This window comes from Thalassotalea sp. PLHSN55 (assembly GCF_052030545.1).
Taxonomy (GTDB): domain Bacteria; phylum Pseudomonadota; class Gammaproteobacteria; order Enterobacterales; family Alteromonadaceae; genus CANMXU01.
The window spans coordinates 24,663-43,172 of sequence record NZ_JBPDIH010000010.1; the positions used below are offsets into that span (position 1 = coordinate 24,663).

Here is an 18,510-nt window from a genome sequence, read left to right on the forward strand (position 1 = left end):
ACGATCAGTAAACGTGAATTTGGCGTAACTGATTGTTGGTAAAAAACTCAAATTAAAGCGATAACAGGAAAATAAATTAAAATGATAAAAAAATTCCTCATACTCTTGTGTTTAATATCAGGCGTTGGCTGCAGTTACGACACCAGTATCGATAATAGCGCTAACCACCTAGATAATAGTAAGGATAACAGCAAAAAACGTCCAAATACCTTGTTGGTTGAAGGTAAAGCGCAACCACTTAACGTGCACAATATAAAGCCGCGTTTGTCATGGCGTGCAAATGTGCACAGCCAATCTCATTATCAAATTCAAGTCAGCAAACAACGCGCTTTTGAAACGGGTAGTGCTTTGCTGTGGGACAGTGGCAAGGTTCAAGGTAAGCAGTCATTAAATATTGCTTATAATGGCGCAGCATTAAATGCGAATGACGGTGCGTTTTGGCGTGTTCGTGTTTGGCAGCAAGGTAGCGAACAGCCAAGCGATTGGAGTGAAACTGGCGCATGGGAAATGGGCTTGCTTACTCAAAACGACTGGCAAGCTAAATGGCTACAAGTGGCCAAACGCGATGTTGCACAAGTTACCCCGGCAGTGAGTCAATGGGCGCATTATGCGACCGATACTCATGCGCAAGCGCTAAAAACCTTACCGGCACATAAAATAAAAACGCAAAAGCTAGTTCTTGAGCAGGTAAAGAATCAGCCAAAAGCCAGTATGTTTCGTCATAGCTTTATAGCTGAGCCAACTAAAACGTTGCTGCGCGCTAAATTACACAGTACAGCTGCAGGGTATTACGAAATTTACCTTAATGGTCAACGTGTTTCTGATCGCATAATGGATCCGGGCCAAACCGATTTTGACAAACGTATTTTGTATAATACTGATGAAGTTTCCTCTTTGCTGTTTTCTGGAAAAAACACCATTGCTGTGCATCTTGGTAGTGGTTGGTATGATGAAAATATCGCTTTTAGTCGTTGGAAAAACCCTGACGGTGCCTCAAGAGAATTAAGCAAAACCTTATCTTATGGACAGCCTAAATTTATCGCGCAACTTGAACTTATTTATGACGATGGCTCTCGTCAATTGGTCACTTCAAATAACCAATGGTTAAGCCATGCGTCGCCGGTGTTAAAAGAAGGCATTTTTTCTGGTGAATTATTTGACGCTAACCAAGGTATTAATGATTGGCACAGTAATACTGATGCCTCGAATTTAGCCAACTGGCAGGCTGTTGAAGTACTAAAAACGTGGCCAACAGAAAAGTTAGAGCCGCAATTATTACCACCGATAAGACCAATAAAAGCCATGGTGGCGCAAAAATTATATCAACCTGCAAAGAATGTTTGGGTACTTGATTTTGGCCAAAACTTTACCGGTGTGCCAACGGTAAATCTTGATAAATTAGGGCTAACCCAAGGCCAAGCGATCTATCTTCGTTATGCTGAATGGGCGGATGTCGACGGCAACATCAGTCAAAAAACGGGCGGCGGTGCGCCGTTATTAAAACAAGTTGACGGTTATATTGCATCAGGTGATGAACAAGGAACGTGGACGCCTGAATTTACGTGGCACGGTTTTCGTTATTTAGAGATCACCGGCATTAACCAAGCACCTGCACTTGATGCGATCACTGCGCATTTAGTGAGAAGCGATGTTGCCATTGCTGGCACATTTAAAAGCTCAAACGATTTGGTGAACCGTATCCATGATATGGCGCTGTGGAGCTATGAAAGTAACTTAATGGCGGTGCCGATGGACTGTCCTATTCGTGAACGTGCTGGTTGGACAGGTGACGCACATGCCGCATTAATAACAGGTAACTATAATTTTAATATGGCTAATTTTTGGCCGAAGTATTTGGGCGATTTTACGACCGCATCGTTTCAAGCGCCTGCGGTTGTGCCGGGTAAACGTACCCATGGTGGCACGTATGACTGGGCGGTTGCCGAAGTGATTATTGCTTGGGAGCATTATCGTCATCATGGTGATAAGCAAGTACTGAAAAATCAGTATGCCAGCATGCTTGAATACATGAAATTTGCCGAGGCCAAATTAGACAAGGGGTTATTGCGCATTGGTTATGGCGACTGGTGTGATCCGGTGTTAAAACCGGGCATGGGACGTAAACGTTGTAATCCTCAATACACAACGCCAACCATTACCAGCTCAGCTTTGTTAGCTCATGGCGCTGATTTAATGAGTAAAATTTCTACCTTGCTTGGCGAACAGCAAAATTCAGAACGTTTTAGTCAATTGTTCCAGTCGATAAGCACTCAGTTTAACCAAGAATTTTATGATGAAAAAAACGGTCATTATGGCAGTCAAACTGCCGATGCTATGGCACTTCGCTTTGGCATAGCACCGTTGCATTTGCGTCAAAGCATTGCTGATTCATTAAATAAGGATGTTGTTGAAAAATGGCGCGGCCATGGCTCGGTAGGTGCGCTTGGGCAAACATATTTGTATTTAGCGCTTAGCGATTATGGCTATGGCGATACTGCGTTTAATATATTTACAGCTAAAGGCTACCCTGGATATTCGTACCAATTTGAAAAGCTTAACGCCACCACCTTATGGGAGCGTAAGGGCGTGCTTGATCCTGAGCTTGATCCAGAGCGCAGAAATGCCCCCGGGCGTTCGTTGAATCATCCATTTCATAGCGGCTACGATGGCTGGTTTTATCAAGGTTTAGGTGGCATTCGACCACTTGAAAATAGCCCAGGTTTTCAAGAGTTTGAACTGAAACCTGTATTTGTAAAGGCGCTAGATAATGTTGATGTTAGCTTTGAAACCGGCTACGGAAAAATTGTCAGTCGTTGGCAACGTAATGGCCAAACGGTTAACTGGCAGTTTGAGATTCCGCTTAACTCAAGTGCTTGGGTAAGCTTGCCAAATAAAGCCAAAAAGTTATATACCTCAGGAAGTTATAGTTTAGAAATTAAGTCGAAATAACGCATTGTAAACGGTCTTTGAGTCTAATAATAAGCGACTCAAAAACCGTTTTTAACTTCAGCAAAATACCACTTAGCTGCTCAAAAACAGGTGTTAATCACCAAACTTCAAAAATAACATGTATTTTTCTACATCCCAACAAGACCGGCTTTAAGCCATTTTTTAATCGAAAATAAAATATTTTAGCTGAAATTGATTGATTTTGCTTTATAATGATTTAATTGGTAAGGCCATATAACCAAAAAATAAAGCACTAAATTAAGTGCATACAACAAAGCGTAGGGCTATTTCATGTTATTTTTTAAATCACCTATGCGAGCAATTTTTATTTGTTCGTCATTGCTGTTAATCGTCGGTGCTTGTACTAACTTTACCGGTACTGCCTTTACAGATACAGGCGTATCCAATAAGCCGCTATCTGTAGCGCAAAGTGAGCGTGTTACCTATAACTTCAATCCTGATTGGAAGTTTTTAAAAGATAATCCAGCCAATGCGCACAAGGTCGATTTCGACGATTCAAATTGGCAAACCGTTAGCACGCCACATACTTTTAACGACATTGATACCTTTGATGAATTCAGCCTAGGTAAACATAAAGGCGAGTTAAATCAATGGCGGGGTACGGTTTGGTATCGTAAACATTTTACACTGCCTATTGAGCAACAAGCGAAAAAGGTCTTTATTGAATTTGAATCGGTGCGCCAAATTGCTGATGTTTATCTCAACGGTGTGCACTTAGGTAAAAATCAAACGGGTTTCATTCCGTTTGGTTATGACTTAACGCCATATTTAACTCAAGATGGCTCAGCAAACGTTTTAGCGGTGAAAGTAAATAATGATCGTGGTGATAATTTTCGCGATAATTTTCCGTTAGTTTGGAACCATGAACATTGGCACCCAACTCACGGTGGTATATACCGCAACGTTTATTTGCACGCGATGAACCCTGTGCATATTACCCTGCCTTTATACGATAATTTAAAAACCGTTGGTACTTATGTTTATGCCGAAAACGTCAGCAAAAACAGTGCTGATGTGAGTGTGCAAGCGCAAGTAGAAAATTCACTAGCGACAGATCAAGAGATTGAATTAATTGCAGATATTGTTGATAACGACGGCCACGTTGTTTCATCGTTTAACACAGTGTCAGTATTAGCGGCCAATTCGATGTTTACTTTTGAAGTTGCCGGCAAGGTTAACAAGCCGCAGCTTTGGTCAACCCGTTATCCATACCTATATAAAGTTTTAACTAAAGTGAAAATCGCCGGCAAGGTGGTTGATAGTTATGAAACTCCGTTAGGTATTCGTGATTTTGAATTTAATAAAGACAGCGGTTTTTGGCTAAACGGAGCACAAGTTAAATTAACCGGTTGGGGACAAAAGCCAACGGGCGCTTGGGCGGGCTTAGGTGCTGCAATGCCCGATTGGATGCGTGAATATACCTTTAGATTAATGGATGAAGCGGGTGGTAACTTTATTCGTTGGGGCCATGCCGCTGGTGCGCCGGCTGAAATTGCGATGGGTGATAAATACGGTTTTGTGACCTTAATGCCCGGAGTATCGGGTGAGTCTGAAGACTCAGGCGAAACTTGGGATATTCGCTATGCCGCATTTAAAGACACCTTAGTATATTACCGTAATCATCCAAGCATTTTTATTTGGGAAGGTGGCAACTGGGCAGAGTCTCATCAAAATTATCAAGACATAGTCGCTGCAATTAAGGAGTTTGACCCTAAAGGTAAGCGCTTGATGGGTAACCGCCGCGCAGATGTTAAATTATCGTCAAAGGACTATGTGTCTATTGAAATTGGCACAGAAGGTTGGGAGCGTGAGTATGCGCATTTACCGCTTATTGAAAGCGAATATAACCGAGATGAAGGGCCGCGACGCGTTTGGGATAAATATTCGCCAGACAACAGCTTTTTTAGCAGTGATAATTTTAAAAAGAATGTTTATAAGTTTGCCTCGGAACAGTTTGCGGTGCGCCAAGTAGAGCATTGGTGGCAAAAAATGGGTAAAAAACCCTACCACAGTGGTGGCGCTAATTGGATATTCTCTGATGGCCCACATGGTGGTCGAAATCCTACCGAAAATACCCGCGCTAGTGGTGAAGTAGACGCAGTACGTTTACCCAAAGAAGCATTTTATACCACTAAAGCGATGTGGCGCCCTGAAACACAAGCGCATATCGTTGGCCATTGGAATTATGAAAAAGATACCGTGAAAGATATCTACGTTGTTGCTAACGGCCAAATGGTGAAACTTTATGTTAATAATAAGTTAGTTGGTATCAATAGCAATCCTGAGCATGGCTATAGCTTTAAGTTTCCAAAGGTGAAATTTGAAGCTGGCACCATTAAAGCTCAAGTCTATATCGACAATAAACTTAAAGCGACGCAAGTCAAAGAAACGATCAATAAACCAGTAGCGTTAAAGCTTACCCCTATTACTGGGCCAAAAGGCTGGTTAGCAAATGGCGCTGACTACTTATTAATTGATTTTGAAGCTGTTGATGAACAAGGGCGCCGTTATCCACTTGATCAAAGCATGGTGCACTTTAGCATTGAAGGCCCGGCAACTTGGCGTGGTGGTTACAATAGTGGTAAAGAAAAAAGTACTAATAATATGTACTTAGAAACTGAGTCAGGTATTAATCGTCTAGCTATTCGTTCAACACTTGAAGCCGGTACAGTAACTATAACAGCCAAACGCGAAGGTTTTGCTGACGTTACTCTTCAAGTTAATTCGCAGGCCATTGATTTAAAAAATGGTTTAACTACCACATTACCGCAAAGCTATCCGCAAAATTTAGTCACTGCACAACCATTGCCCGCTTATTTGCCGCCGCAACCGCCATTGCCGATTAATACCGAACAACGTAGTGAACTCTTTAGCCAATTTAGTTACACCGGCTTAGAAAAAGCGGTGCTACGTACTAATGCGTACTGGGGTAAAAAGGCGTATATCGATCAAGAAATTAACTATCTTAGAATACCTCGTTACTTAGTGGGTGCTGAATATGTTCGCTTACCCAATGCCGACAAAGCGTATTGGGCTCGTGACCAACTGCAGTTTATTGCGGGTAAAGACATGATTATTTGGGTTGGGCATGACGATACTGTGCCTCGCCCACAATTTCTTGAAGACTATAAAGATACTGGCGACAACTTTAAATTAGGCAAAAATGTTATGTCGATTTTTGAACGTCGTGTAAAAGCCGGTACTAGCATTATTATGGCAGGCAATTCAGATGGTGATGTGCCTGAAAATGCCAGAATGTATGTGGTATTAGCGAAAGCGAGCAAATAGCTCAAATTAATAACTCGAATTAATAGCTTAGCTAGCCATGTAAACATTGTTTACACAGGGTGTTGAATTTGGCCTCCATACCTAATGTTAAGAAAAGTTCGGGTTAGCTAATGTGTTTAAAGATAAAACGATAAAGACAGGAAACTAGATGAGATTACACCATTCACTATTGTTATTGTGCGTCGCTATTGGCGGTTGCGTAAAAAGCCCAACCGCTACAGTAGACCCGTTAGATACGCGCTCAACACCTGACTCAATAAACTCTCAGCCCAATATTATTATGATTGTGATTGATGATTTAGGCTGGTCAGACGTGGGTTACAATCAAACTACGCAGTTATTTGAAACCCCGAATATCGACAAATTGGCTCAGCAAAGTTTACGTTTTGATAATGCCTATGCTGGCGCGGCAAATTGTGCGCCCAGTCGTGCGGTTTTAATGTCAGGGCAATACGGGCCTCGTCATGGTGTTTATACCGTATCGCCTTCGGCGCGTGGTAATGAAAAAAACCGCAAGCTAATTCCAATCGTCAATCAGCGCGGATTAAAAACAAACGTTATTACGTTAGCGGAATCGTTAAAAGCTGCCGGTTATGCAACGGGTACTTTTGGCAAATGGCATTTAGGTGCCGATCCTGATGAACAAGGTTTTGATGTTAATGTTGCGGGAAGTCATCAAGGCATGACGTTTCATTACTTTAGCCCTTACAACTTGCCTAATATAGAAGATGGGCCAACAGGTGAATATTTAACGAATCGCTTAACGTCGGAGGCAATCGACTGGATGCAGTCAAGCAAAGACACGCCATTTTTTGCCTACATTCCTTATTACACTGTGCATACGCCACTGCAAGCTGCTGTTGATAAAGTTGAAAAATACCATAACAAAGGCATCAAAGATAAAAAGGAAGCAACTTACGCGGCAATGGTTGAGTTAATGGATGAAAACGTTGGCCGAATTTTAACCATGTTAGCTGCTGAAAACTTAGCAGAAAATACCCTCGTTATTTTTACCTCTGACAATGGTGGCTATCGTATGTCGTCGTTTCCTACACCGCTGCGTGCAGGCAAAGGATCATATTATGATGGCGGTTTGAAAGTACCTTTACTCGTGCGTTTACCAGGGAAAATACAACCAGGACTTGATGCGACACCTGTTATCAATGCCGATTTTTACCCAACCTTATTAAGCTTTGCTGACGCTAAACAGCCGGCACAAGTGCTAGACGGTATCGACTTGAGTCCGCTTTTATTAGGTCAAGAAAGTATTGATACTCGCGATTTATTTTGGCACTTCCCTGTTTATTTACAAGCTCATCATGCCGCCACCGACCAAGGGCAAGATCCTATTTTTAGAACGCGCCCCGGTAGCGCTATTCGTAGCGGTGATTGGAAGCTCATTCAGTATTTTGAAAATAATGAATACGAATTATACAACCTGAAAAGTGATATTAGCGAGCAAGTCAATCTTGCTAATCAATTACCGGCTAAGGTCAACGAATTAAAAGCAAAATTGCATGCGTGGCAGCAACAAATTGGCGCAGATATACCGATAAAGCTTAACCCTAAATATGACCACACGTTTAATCAAAAATTGATCAATGAACTTAGCGTGAAATAAGGTTTTTAAAGACCCTAGCAAAGCACTTAACAAGAGTACATTTTAGTATGAATAATTTTAATAAAAAGTCATGCATAATTATGTTAACGGCGGCAGTTGGCCTGTTCAGCTGCGGCGAGCAAGAAAGCCCAATTCAATCTCAGTCATCATTAAATAATACTGAGTCGCTAACAGCACAAAAAGGTGAGCTAGCCAGCAGTTATCAGTCATTGGTGCAAAGCTTTAAAGCGCCGCCAAAAGAGGCGAAACCTCTCACTTGGTATCACGTGATGAATAGCAACATGTCAGCGATTGGTATTACTAAAGATTTTGAAGCCATGTCGAAAGCGGGCATTGGCGGCGTATTGTACTTTAACCTTGGTCGCAATATTTCTAAAGGCAATATCTTGTTTAATACCAAAGAGCATATTGATCTGATTGGGCATATGGCCTCTGAAGCAAAACGTCTTGGTTTAAGTTTTGGTATTCACAATGCCGACGGTTGGTCATCAAGTGGTGGTCCGTGGAATAAACCTGAACATGGTATGAAACAAGTGACTTGGAATGAAACCGTGGTAAAAAGTGACGGTAAAAAATTGCAGGTACAATTGGCACAACCAATGACCATGCTCGATTATTACCATGATATCGCTGTTTTGGCTTATCCATCACTGCCAACCGAATTGGTTGACGCTGAATTAACGCCAACCATCACATCGTCTGATCCTGAATTTGATGTCACTGTCGTCAACAATATCGAAGTAGATACCGTGTCGTCGATTAAGTCTAAAAACGGCCAACCAGTATGGTTACAATTTGCTTATGAACAACCGGTAACCATACGTTTTGCCAGTGTCGATATTAATTGGGGTAAACATATTAAATACCAATTGCAGTATTCAAACGACGGTAAACACTTTAAAAAACATGTTGATATGCGCATTAACCGCCCGGGCCGTGTACGTTGGGCACTTGACGCGGCGTTTGAAGGGATAACGGCTAAATACTTTCGCATTGTTGCTGACAAAACCTTAAATATATTTGAAGCGAACTTAGCGTCAACGCCAAGAATGGGCAACTATTTAGGCAGAACACTAGCGACACATACCAATTATCATCAACTGCCGCCGATTGGCGAGCCAGAACAAGCGCATATTATTGATTCAAGCAAGATCATTAATTTAACCGATAATTTATCAAAAAATGGCCAGTTAACGGCAACATTGCCAGCAGGTGACTGGACGATTATGCGTTTTGGTTACACCGCTAAAGGCACTACCAATATTCCGCCAACCGATGAAGGCCGCGGTTTAGAAGTTGATAAATTTAGCCGGGCCGCTTTTAAAAACCATTACGACGCATACGTGACCAATGTGATCAATAAAGTCAAAGACGTTGCGCCGGGTGTAATGCAATATTTGGAAATTGATAGCTACGAAGTCGGTGGTCAAAATTGGACTCAAGGTTACGATACACAATTTAAGCAGCACGCAGGTTATGAGTTAACGCCATTTTTACCGCTTTTTGCCGGTAAATTTGTTGATTCGGTCGCCACCACTGAAGACGTGACCTGGGATATTCGTGGTTTCAGCAATAAGTTAATTACTGAAAACTACTACCAATATTTTACCGAATTAGCCCATGCCGATGGCATGAAAACCTACACTGAACCATATGGTCATGGTCCGTTTAATGAATTAGACGCCGGTAGCAAAGTCGACATTCCGATGGGAGAATTCTGGTTAAAACGCGATATCTATATGTTAGCGTCAGCAATTTCTGTTGGTCACATTTACAACCGTAATATCATTTCTGCTGAAGCGTTTACCGCGACAGTTGATCATAACTGGAAGTTTAATCCTGCCTACGCCAAATTTGACGGCGATAAAACGTGGGCATTAGGGGTTAATGAATATGTTTTCCACCGTTTTGTTCATCAAGCCAATACTCATGTTGTGCCGGGGATGACCATGGATCGTTGGGGCGCGCATATTGACGCTACCCAACCTTGGTTTGATACCGCCGGTAAAGCGTGGTTTGACTATCTCGCTCGCGGTCAATATTTATTGCGTCAAGGCCAACCGGTTTCTGATGTTGCTTGGTATCTTGGTGAAGTGGCACCAACAGGCTGCCCTGATAGACGCCAGCGTGAAAGCAAACATGTACCAACGTATATAAATTACGACTGTTTGAACACAGAAAAACTCAATGAACTGGTTTATCAAGACGGTCGCTACCAGTTAAATCACGGCCTTAAATATAAAGTGCTGGTGCTGAAAAATCACGATACCTTATCGTTTGATTCGGTGCAAAAAATTCACCAGTTTGCAAAGCAAGGCGGCGTGATTATTGGTGAGCCTATTCAGCAGTTGGCTGGCCGCAATATCACTGCCGAGCAACAAGCACAATTTGAGCAAATGGTTGAGGTTATTTGGTCGCAACCGACCACGCACTTAAGCGTAAAAAATGAAGCTGATTGGGAACAACTTTATCAACAACATGGCTTTAATTTCGATTTGCGTATTAAAGACACTCAAGATTTATTCTTTACCCATAGACAAACCGACACCCAAGATATTTACTTTGTTTATAACGACAGTGGCAAGCGTAAATTATTTGATGCTAGCTTTGAAGTTACTGGCAAGGTGCCAGAGTTGTGGGACGCCAATACTGGTAAAATTAAAAAAGTTGCCGCGTATAGTAGTCACAATGGTGTTACGAAGGTGGCTTTTCGTTTAGCGCCAAACGAGTCTACATTTGTGGTATTTAATGATGATGCTGCAGGTAAAGTAAAGCTGAACCCACAAGTGGTGAGAAATAACGATGTTGAAGCGCTTTATAATGAGCAAGGTGCGATTGAATTTGTTAGTGCAAACAATCAAAAATTCAGCGTTGATGTTAACGGTCAACTTAAACAGGTTGTGCTTAACGGCATGCCAGCGACGCAAACCTTAACTGGCAGCTGGCAAGTGACGTTTGAACAAGAGTATGGTCTGAACAAAAGCTTTACCTTTGAAAAACTGACCAACTGGAAAGACTCAACTCATCCAGAAATTCGCGCTTATTCAGGTATAGCGACTTATCAGAAATCCTTCACTGTTGGCGCTGATTTACTGGCAAACGATCAGGAAGTGATCTTAGATTTGGGTAAAGTCAGTGACAGCGCGCAAGTGTTTATTAATGGTAACGAAGTGGCTACCGCTTGGCTTTCACCATTCACGTTAGATGTTAGTGCCTTTTTGCAGCTAGGTGAAAACCAATTAACGGTGAAAGTCGCTAACTCATGGAGTAACCGTTTAATTACCGATGAAAGCTTGCCAGATAGCTCACAGTACTGGCAAGAAAATAACGTGCACGTGCCAGTAATGCCTGATTGGTACACCAACAATGAGCCACTGCCAAACTTTGGTAAAAAAGGACATCGTCGCACCTTTACGACTTATAAGTTTGTCAAAGCAGATGATCCGTTAGTTGATTCAGGTTTATTGGGGCCGGTAAGTTTAACTGCGGTTCAAACCGTTGATTTAGGCCTAGACTAAGGCCCTGTATTAGCGGGTTTTCATTGCTAGTTTACCGATTGTAAAAATCAGCACCTACAAGGATCGCTATTGTAGGTGCTGAATAATCTGTTTGATTAGGCACTTAACTTATTTTTTGTGATTACCTGGCGCGACATCATGGTAACCTGCGTTGGCAAAGTCGGCCATTTTAACCTCATCTAAGTATAAGTAATGATCATTTTCCATCACATTTAAATCGCCATTAAAGTACATGCCCCACGACGGATATATACCTTTGTCGTCATTGTAACCAAACTGGATATTGTGCTGGTTTAGTACTTTTTCCCCATCAACCCAGAGCTCGAGTAAACCTGTTTTTTCGCTTGAGTAATCTACTTTTACATGTAAAACAAAATCCACCCATCTATCGAGATAATCGGCTTTGGTGCCTGCAATTGAATAGGGCTGTGTACCTTTGCCTTGGCGAGTTTTGCTGTTTTCATCGGGGTCCCATTTCCAACTACCGCCAAGGCCATCTTTTCTTAGGGTTAGACTAAAAGGAGGGTTTCTTGAATGCTCTTTAAGACGCTTGTCGGCACTGCCGTGAATTTGGAAAAATAGCCAGTTGTTTTGCTCTGTTGCTGTACCATCGCTAGGAAAATAAAAGCTAAAGCCAAACCAGGCTTCGGCGCCCATCACTTTGTCGGTTTTAAAACCATGAAACATCGCTTTTCTGTCAACGTTATCCCATTTGTTTTTATCGCCATTGAAAGCTGCGGCATTTTTGTGTTTCCACACCAGTTTGGCTGAATATTTGCCACTGCGAACTATATTGTCTTCAAGTACAAAAGCGTCGGGTGATTGCAGTTGATTAAACATAAAGTTTGGCGTGATGTCTTTTTTTAACCCAGGTGTAAAATCTAATGGGCTGGCCGCGTTCCAACCACCTTGTTCAAATGACTCATTAACTTTATATTCATTTTGTGCAAGCGCATTACTCGTGCATACAAGCAAGGCTATAGTGGACAATGATGTTTTGCTAACGCGGCTTAAACAAGCTGCGGGTAAATGGTACATAACGACTCCGTTTGTGTTGAGACCTGTTGTCTTGATAGCGGTATTTATCTGTTTACAATTAACGTTATCGCTTAAAACAATAACAACACTTATCTTTCAGTGGTGTTTCAGGAGTCATCACAAAATACCTAACGTACGTTATAGGTTAGTTGTTACATATAGCCCTGATGTTTTAAGAGTACTAAGCCCAACGTAACCGAGATCGGGCTTAATATGGTCGATAAGGTAATAACTTCAGCGGCAAATTTTCCATGAGATGTCATTTGTTGTGTCATAACATACGCCGCGGCCGCTGTTGGCGATGACATCATTAAAAATAAGATCCCTAAAGATTGGCCGGTAATGCCCAACATAATGGCAATGGCGCAAACAAGCGCCGGCAGAATAACGAGCTTGGCGCTGCTGCACCAAATGGCAATACTGTGGTTTGACTTTAGACTTGACCAGTCGAGGCTTGCGCCGATGCATATTAATGCTAATGGCAGTGTTAATTTGGCTAAGTAACCGATAGAAGTATCAATAATTACCGGCAAAGGCTGATGAGTAAACGACCATAAAAAGCCAGAAACTATGGCCCATATCAGCGGATTTCGCGTTAAATTATTAATAATCGCCTGTTTGGAGTTACTTAATAAAATAACGGACAACACATTATATAAAATAGTTAAACAGCCTAGGTAAATTGAGGCTTGTACTAATACCGATTCGCCGTAGGCGTTTACGCATAAAACAAAGCCGACAATGCCCATATTGCCTCGAAAGGCGCATTGGGTAAAAACGCCACGTTTTGATGGTTCAAGAAACAACGAGCAAATCAACCAAACCAATGCCACACTGACTACCGTTGCGATCATGGCGTAGTAAATCAACGAAAAATTTATCGTTTGGTCTGCTGAACCATTTGCGACACTTAAAAAAAGTAATGCCGGTAACGCTACTTTAAAGACAAGCTTGTTGCCAATCGCAACAAAATTTTGATCGACAAAACCTATTCGCTTGAATGTTATTCCTATGACTAAAATTATCAATAAGGGGGTGGTTACTTGCAAGGCTGCATTAAGAAGCTGAAAAAATGTCACGGCAATTACTCTACAAAAATGAAGATGCTAGTATATCGTTAATTTAAAGCAGTATGCAGCCACATAACTTTACTTACAGTAAATCAATGCCTTTGGGCTGATAATCTTTGTCGGTGGTTAATAAAAGCTTATCGAGTTCAAAGCCATCTTCACGCATCGACACCATAATCGTGTGCATCCCCGCAGACGGTACTTTTAAGGTAATGGTATTAGGCACACCGCAATGGTTTTCTTTGGTTCGTTGTGCTGAAGACCATGTCCACCTATGCTTATGTTTACACAGCTGTAAGCGTTTTGCCGAGGCAGGCCAAGTGTTATTGATACCAAGATGAAGGCCATTATCTTCGCTGCCAGTGCTGTAGGCGCGCGCCCACACATAATAGGTGCCGGGTGTATTGAAATACACTGGGTAACTGAGCACTGCCATTGAGCCAGCTTTATTAGTAAAGTTTTCGCCGCGAATAAGTGCATGGCTATGATTCGCACGCGTATCAGGCAGTAGCTCGATGTAACCACCTTGGCTTGCATTGTAGCTGTGTGGTTGGTCACTGTCGGTTAGATTGTGTGGTGGTGTTGACGCTGAGAATTTATACCAACGTCTTTTGTCGTCTTTTATTTGCGTGCTAAAATCTTCGGCTTCAATCGTAACTATGCCATTTTTTTCTACATAATTATTTGCCATTATTTGTAGTGATGCCAACAGTAATAGTGCGCTTAACCCATATTTTTTCATTGTATTATTGACTCTTCAAATTGTGCGAATGCTATTCAATTTATTGTTTTTTTAATTTCTACCTAGTTTATATAATCACTGCAAATAGTCAAATTAAATCATTTTAAGTCTTTTTGTGGCTGTTTTAATCTGTTAGTATCACTGAAATGTGCACTACATTAAGTTACAGTATTTGGATTTAATGACAGCGTTTTGCTGTCAGCAGCGAGCCAAATATTGTCGATTAAAAGCACAGTCATAATAAACACAACTGCCTATACAGTTAGGTATTGAGCAGTGAGAAGGAAGATAAAATGAAAAAAAACAGTTGCAAGTGGGTTGGTGTAGTCGGGAGTCTACTATTAAGTCTTTCTGCTGGAGTGAGTGCCGCAGAGAAACCCAATATTATTTTTGTATTAACAGATGATTTAGGTTTTAACCAAATTGGTGCTTACGGTAATACACCAATAAAAACACCTAATTTAGACAAAATGGCCAGTCAAGGTATTCGTTTTGACCAAGCGTATGCTGGTAACACGGTTTGTTCGCCTTCTCGAGTCTCTTTATTTACCGGCCGTGATGGTCGTTATATGAGTAACAATTCTAATACTGTGCAATTACAAGAAATTGATATTACCTTAGCACACGTACTTAAACATGCAGATTACGATACCGCTTTATTTGGCAAATATTCAATTGGCTCGCAAATGGGGGTTACCGATCCGTTAGCGATGGGTTTTGATACTTGGTATGGCTTTTACTCTATTTTAGAAGGTCACAGACAGTATCCGCAAATTGTATGGCGCGATGGTCAAAAAATTCGACTTAAAGAAAATGAAGGTGGTCGAAAAGGCGCTTATGCTCAAGAGTTATTCACCGAAGAAGCCATTAACTACATCGAAGAAGATCGCGACAACCCATTCTTCATGATGCTTACGTTCTCATCTCCACATGCTGAGTTGGGTGTACCATCAAAATACAGCGATCAATACCAGTTAGAAGAAACACCTTACACTGGTATGTCTACTGGTAAGCCAAGCGATAAATACGCGGCTTATTACCCAGAAGCGGTTGAAAACCCGAACGCGGTTTTAGCAGGTATGGTGACAGCGCTTGATGATTACATGGGACAAATTGTTGACGTATTAGAAAGCAAAGGCATGCTAGATAATACGCTAATTTTCTTTACTTCTGATAATGGTCCTCATGATGAAGGTGGGGCCAATCCTGATTTCTTCAAAGCTTCAGCGCCTTATAAAGGACAAAAACGCGATCTTTATGACGGTGGTATTCACGTACCTATGATTGTGCACTGGCCGGCAAAAATTAAACAAGCCCGTGTTGATAATACGCCATGGTTGTTTGCTGATGTTTTACCTACCGTGGCCGATATCGCGGGTGTTGACTTAAACACAGTACCGCGCGTAAGAACCAATGGTAAGTCAATTAATGGTTTACTCAATGACCAACCCCAACCAATGGACGAACGTATGTTGTATTGGGAATTTGCAAAGCAAGTGGGCGATCCAAATTCTGGCGTAATAGGTGATACTTTCCAAGCCGCTCGTAAAGGCGACTTCAAAGCGGTTCGTTATACCGTACAAGGCAAAGTCGAGCTTTATAACATCATCAAAGATCCGGGTGAGTCAAAAGATATTTCGGCTAAGCACAAAAGCTTAACCAAAGAGTTTTATGACTTATTTGAACAGTATAAAAACTAGCTTCCCCACCTTGGCTTGTTGACAGCTATGTAATTCTTGATTGTGAAGATTAGTCAACGAGCCTTTTTTATTTTATTACGCCTTAAATCGTGCAAATAACCGTATGAAAAAGCTGATAACAGCAACTGGCACATGGTTTAAGGCAGTAAATATTTAGCGTTAAATGCATTAGGACAGAAAATGAAAATTCTTAATAAAAAATTTGCTTTGCTGCCACTAGCAGTGAGCTTAATGTTATTTGGTTGCGGCCAAGAAGAGAGCACGACAGCAGCTGTATCAGCGCAACCAGCGGTGACTAACGAAACGAGCCAGCTAACTGCTGCGGACATACAAGCTTCAGCCAAAGATATTGCTGATCGCAGTGCGAAGTGGCAAATCGCGCAACTCGATAATTTACATTATATTCCTGAGTCGCATCGCGCTAAGTCTGAAAACGTAAAGTTTTGGATCCAAGCGTCACTCTATATTGGTTTAACTCGCTGGACTGAAACCACCGATAACCAAGAATTTATGCAGCACTTAGAAAAAGTGTCTGCCGCTGAAAACTACGAATTGTTATTAGATCGACCTTACCATGCTGACGACCATACAATTGCGCAAACTTACCTATGGTTAGCAGAGCAAACCGGAAATAAGGCAGCAATTAAACCAACGCAAGCTGTATTTGATATGATTTTAGCTAACCAACCTAATGTTGGATTGGCAATGTTAGATTCAACCGCATCAGGTCATGGAGAAGTGCATTTAGAAGGTAATTGCCAAACACGTTGGTGTTGGGCAGATGCGCTATTTATGGCGCCACGTGCATGGTTGCAAATGTCAAATGTTACCGGCGATGCTAAATACTTTGAGTACGCCGACAAAGAATTTTGGGCAAGCGCTGATTATTTATTTTCTGACGAACACGGCTTGTTTTTTAGAGATAGCCGCTATTTCGATATGAAAAATGAAAATGGTAATCCGGTATTTTGGGGACGTGGAAATGGTTGGGTATTTGCAGCCATCCCATTGATTATTGACGAGTTACCGCAAGACCATCCATCGAAAGCACGTTACATCGAACTTTATAAGAAAAACGCTGCCGGTTTACTCAAACTGCAACGTGAAAATGGCTTCTGGCCAGTATCACTTAAAGATCCTGATATTGTAAAAACGCCTGAGGTGAGCGGTACAGGTTTTATCACCTTTGGTTTAGCTTGGGGTGTTAATAACGGTATTTTAAATGATGCGGCAAGCAAAGAAGCGGTTGAAAAAGGTTGGGCGGCATTAGCAACTACCGTTGATGCTGATGGTCGCGTTAATTGGGTTCAGCATGTTGGCAAGTCGCCTGATCCTGTGAAAAAGACCGATTCACAACTTTATGGTGTTGGCGCCGTTTTATTAGCCGCGTCTGAAATGGTTAAGTGGCAAGATTAGTTATTAAGTGAATAGTTAGCCTCTACATGGTTAGTATGTTGAGGCTACTATTTATGTGTTGATGTTGATGAAATTAACCAGATGTTTATTTCATCAACATACACTACCTAAAGCACTAGCATTAGCACTGACATATTTTTTCAAATGATTGTGCTTTTAACGAAGCGCCGCCGACTAAGAAACCGTCAATATCTGGCTGTGCAATTAACTCGTTCGCGTTGCCCTCATTAACGCTACCGCCATAAAGTATTTGTGTACCTGAAAATGCTTTATTATCGAGTGAATTCAAATAATCACGTATCACCTGATGTATTTCTTGTGCTTGTGCAGCACTGGCGGTTTTTCCGGTACCAATCGCCCAAATCGGTTCATAAGCAATAACAACAGAGGCAAATTCTTGTTGGCCAACCAAGGCTAAAACACTTTGTATTTGCGTAATAATCACGTCTTTAGTTTCATTATTTTCACGCTGAGCTAACGACTCTCCAATGCAAAATACCGGAGTCATATTATGGCTAAGAAGCTGTGTGATTTTTTGCGCGATATCTTCGCTGGTTTCATGAAAAAGTGCGCGTCTTTCCGAGTGGCCGACCAAACAATAATTACAGCCGATATCTTTAAGCATATTTGCAGCGTTTTCCCCGGTAAATGCGCCTTTACTTTCACTACTTACATTTTGAGCGCCTAAGCTAATATCGCTTTTTTCTATTAACAACTGTACTTGAGACAAATAAATAGCGGGTGGACAAATCACAATATCCGTCTCATTTGCGTTGAACTTTAACAATGCTTGAACGAGCGCAGCATTTGTTAAAATGTCGCCGTTCATCTTCCAGTTACCGATCACCAATTTGTTAGTCATATTTTGCCTTTAATGTGTGTTTTAGGTTCGTTGGTGTACATGATAAATTCTTAATTAGTCATTTCCAATCATTAATGTTGTTTTTAATTACTGTAATTTTAACTTTAATTAAATGCTTAATTTAAGTGATTTTGTTTAATTCTTTTTAAGACAGGTGGTTATAGTGTTTATTGTGAGTTTTTATAATTTTTTTGAATGACATTTATTGATTAATTTAAGTCTTTTTCGTGCGAGTTTATTCATAATGAGTCATTTTAACTCTTGCGTTTTAGGTGCTAATACTGA

At 41.3% G+C, this 18,510-nt stretch carries 10 protein-coding genes; 6 read left to right on the forward strand and 4 right to left on the reverse strand.

From position 1 onward, the window contains the following. The first annotated feature begins 81 nt into the window (after positions 1 to 81). The 4 genes from ACRRSQ_RS17255 to ACRRSQ_RS17270 all read left to right on the forward strand — a co-directional run bounded on the left by ACRRSQ_RS17255 (position 82) and on the right by ACRRSQ_RS17270 (position 11,397). On the forward strand, positions 82 to 2,949 hold the full coding sequence (locus ACRRSQ_RS17255; RefSeq protein ID WP_440877024.1) for a family 78 glycoside hydrolase catalytic domain: 2,868 nt from the start codon (positions 82 to 84) through the stop codon (positions 2,947 to 2,949). Between the two features lie 291 nt (positions 2,950 to 3,240). Further along, complete coding sequence (locus ACRRSQ_RS17260; RefSeq protein WP_440877025.1) at positions 3,241 to 6,258, forward strand: sugar-binding domain-containing protein; 3,018 nt, start codon at positions 3,241 to 3,243, stop codon at positions 6,256 to 6,258. A 148-nt stretch (positions 6,259 to 6,406) separates the two neighbouring features. Then, a complete protein-coding gene (locus ACRRSQ_RS17265) occupies positions 6,407 to 7,879 on the forward strand; it encodes a sulfatase (protein ID WP_440877026.1) in 1,473 nt (490 codons plus the stop codon). A 47-nt stretch (positions 7,880 to 7,926) separates the two neighbouring features. Beyond that, the gene (locus ACRRSQ_RS17270) at positions 7,927 to 11,397 is read left to right on the forward strand and encodes a glycosyl hydrolase (RefSeq protein WP_440877027.1); all 3,471 of its coding nucleotides are present in this window, start codon (positions 7,927 to 7,929) and stop codon (positions 11,395 to 11,397) included. 108 nt (positions 11,398 to 11,505) lie between these two features. Here ACRRSQ_RS17270 and ACRRSQ_RS17275 read toward each other — a convergent pair whose 3' ends face one another. The 3 genes from ACRRSQ_RS17275 to ACRRSQ_RS17285 all read right to left on the reverse strand — a co-directional run bounded on the left by ACRRSQ_RS17275 (position 11,506) and on the right by ACRRSQ_RS17285 (position 14,247). Beyond that, positions 11,506 to 12,435 (reverse strand): heparin lyase I family protein, encoded by a 930-nt coding sequence (locus ACRRSQ_RS17275; RefSeq protein ID WP_440877028.1) that lies wholly within the window; start codon positions 12,433 to 12,435, stop codon positions 11,506 to 11,508. A gap of 152 nt (positions 12,436 to 12,587) precedes the next feature. After that, positions 12,588 to 13,514 carry an AEC family transporter gene (locus ACRRSQ_RS17280; protein WP_440877029.1) on the reverse strand — a complete coding sequence of 309 codons (927 nt, stop codon included), beginning with the start codon at positions 13,512 to 13,514 and terminating at the stop codon, positions 12,588 to 12,590. A 73-nt stretch (positions 13,515 to 13,587) separates the two neighbouring features. Next, positions 13,588 to 14,247, reverse strand: coding sequence for a hypothetical protein (locus tag ACRRSQ_RS17285; RefSeq protein ID WP_440877030.1), 660 nt, complete (start codon positions 14,245 to 14,247; stop codon positions 13,588 to 13,590). A 293-nt stretch (positions 14,248 to 14,540) separates the two neighbouring features. Here ACRRSQ_RS17285 and ACRRSQ_RS17290 point away from each other — a divergent pair, with 293 nt between their 5' ends. Together ACRRSQ_RS17290 and ACRRSQ_RS17295 are read left to right on the forward strand one after the other, a co-directional pair. Further along, positions 14,541 to 15,947, forward strand: coding sequence for a sulfatase-like hydrolase/transferase (locus ACRRSQ_RS17290; protein WP_440877031.1), 1,407 nt, complete (start codon positions 14,541 to 14,543; stop codon positions 15,945 to 15,947). Positions 15,948 to 16,127: 180 nt separating this feature from the next. Beyond that, complete coding sequence (locus ACRRSQ_RS17295; RefSeq protein WP_440877032.1) at positions 16,128 to 17,363, forward strand: glycoside hydrolase family 88/105 protein; 1,236 nt, start codon at positions 16,128 to 16,130, stop codon at positions 17,361 to 17,363. A gap of 121 nt (positions 17,364 to 17,484) precedes the next feature. On the opposite strand, the gene tpiA is transcribed toward ACRRSQ_RS17295, so the two are convergent. Then, the gene (gene tpiA / locus ACRRSQ_RS17300) at positions 17,485 to 18,225 is read right to left on the reverse strand and encodes a triose-phosphate isomerase (RefSeq protein WP_440877033.1); all 741 of its coding nucleotides are present in this window, start codon (positions 18,223 to 18,225) and stop codon (positions 17,485 to 17,487) included. Between the last annotated feature and the right edge of the window lie 285 nt (positions 18,226 to 18,510).

What these genes read in the sequence shown, in the direction of transcription:
- ACRRSQ_RS17265 (WP_440877026.1), top strand. Translation starts at nt 6,407, where the DNA reads ATGAGATTACACCATTCACTATTGTTATTGTGCGTCGCTATTGGCGGT.
- ACRRSQ_RS17255 (WP_440877024.1), top strand. Translation starts at nt 82, where the DNA reads ATGATAAAAAAATTCCTCATACTCTTGTGTTTAATATCAGGCGTTGGC.
- tpiA (WP_440877033.1), bottom strand. Translation starts at nt 18,225, where the DNA reads ATGACTAACAAATTGGTGATCGGTAACTGGAAGATGAACGGCGACATT.
- ACRRSQ_RS17270 (WP_440877027.1), top strand. Translation starts at nt 7,927, where the DNA reads ATGAATAATTTTAATAAAAAGTCATGCATAATTATGTTAACGGCGGCA.
- ACRRSQ_RS17290 (WP_440877031.1), top strand. Translation starts at nt 14,541, where the DNA reads ATGAAAAAAAACAGTTGCAAGTGGGTTGGTGTAGTCGGGAGTCTACTA.
- ACRRSQ_RS17285 (WP_440877030.1), bottom strand. Translation starts at nt 14,247, where the DNA reads ATGAAAAAATATGGGTTAAGCGCACTATTACTGTTGGCATCACTACAA.
- ACRRSQ_RS17295 (WP_440877032.1), top strand. Translation starts at nt 16,128, where the DNA reads ATGAAAATTCTTAATAAAAAATTTGCTTTGCTGCCACTAGCAGTGAGC.
- ACRRSQ_RS17260 (WP_440877025.1), top strand. Translation starts at nt 3,241, where the DNA reads ATGTTATTTTTTAAATCACCTATGCGAGCAATTTTTATTTGTTCGTCA.
- ACRRSQ_RS17275 (WP_440877028.1), bottom strand. Translation starts at nt 12,435, where the DNA reads ATGTACCATTTACCCGCAGCTTGTTTAAGCCGCGTTAGCAAAACATCA.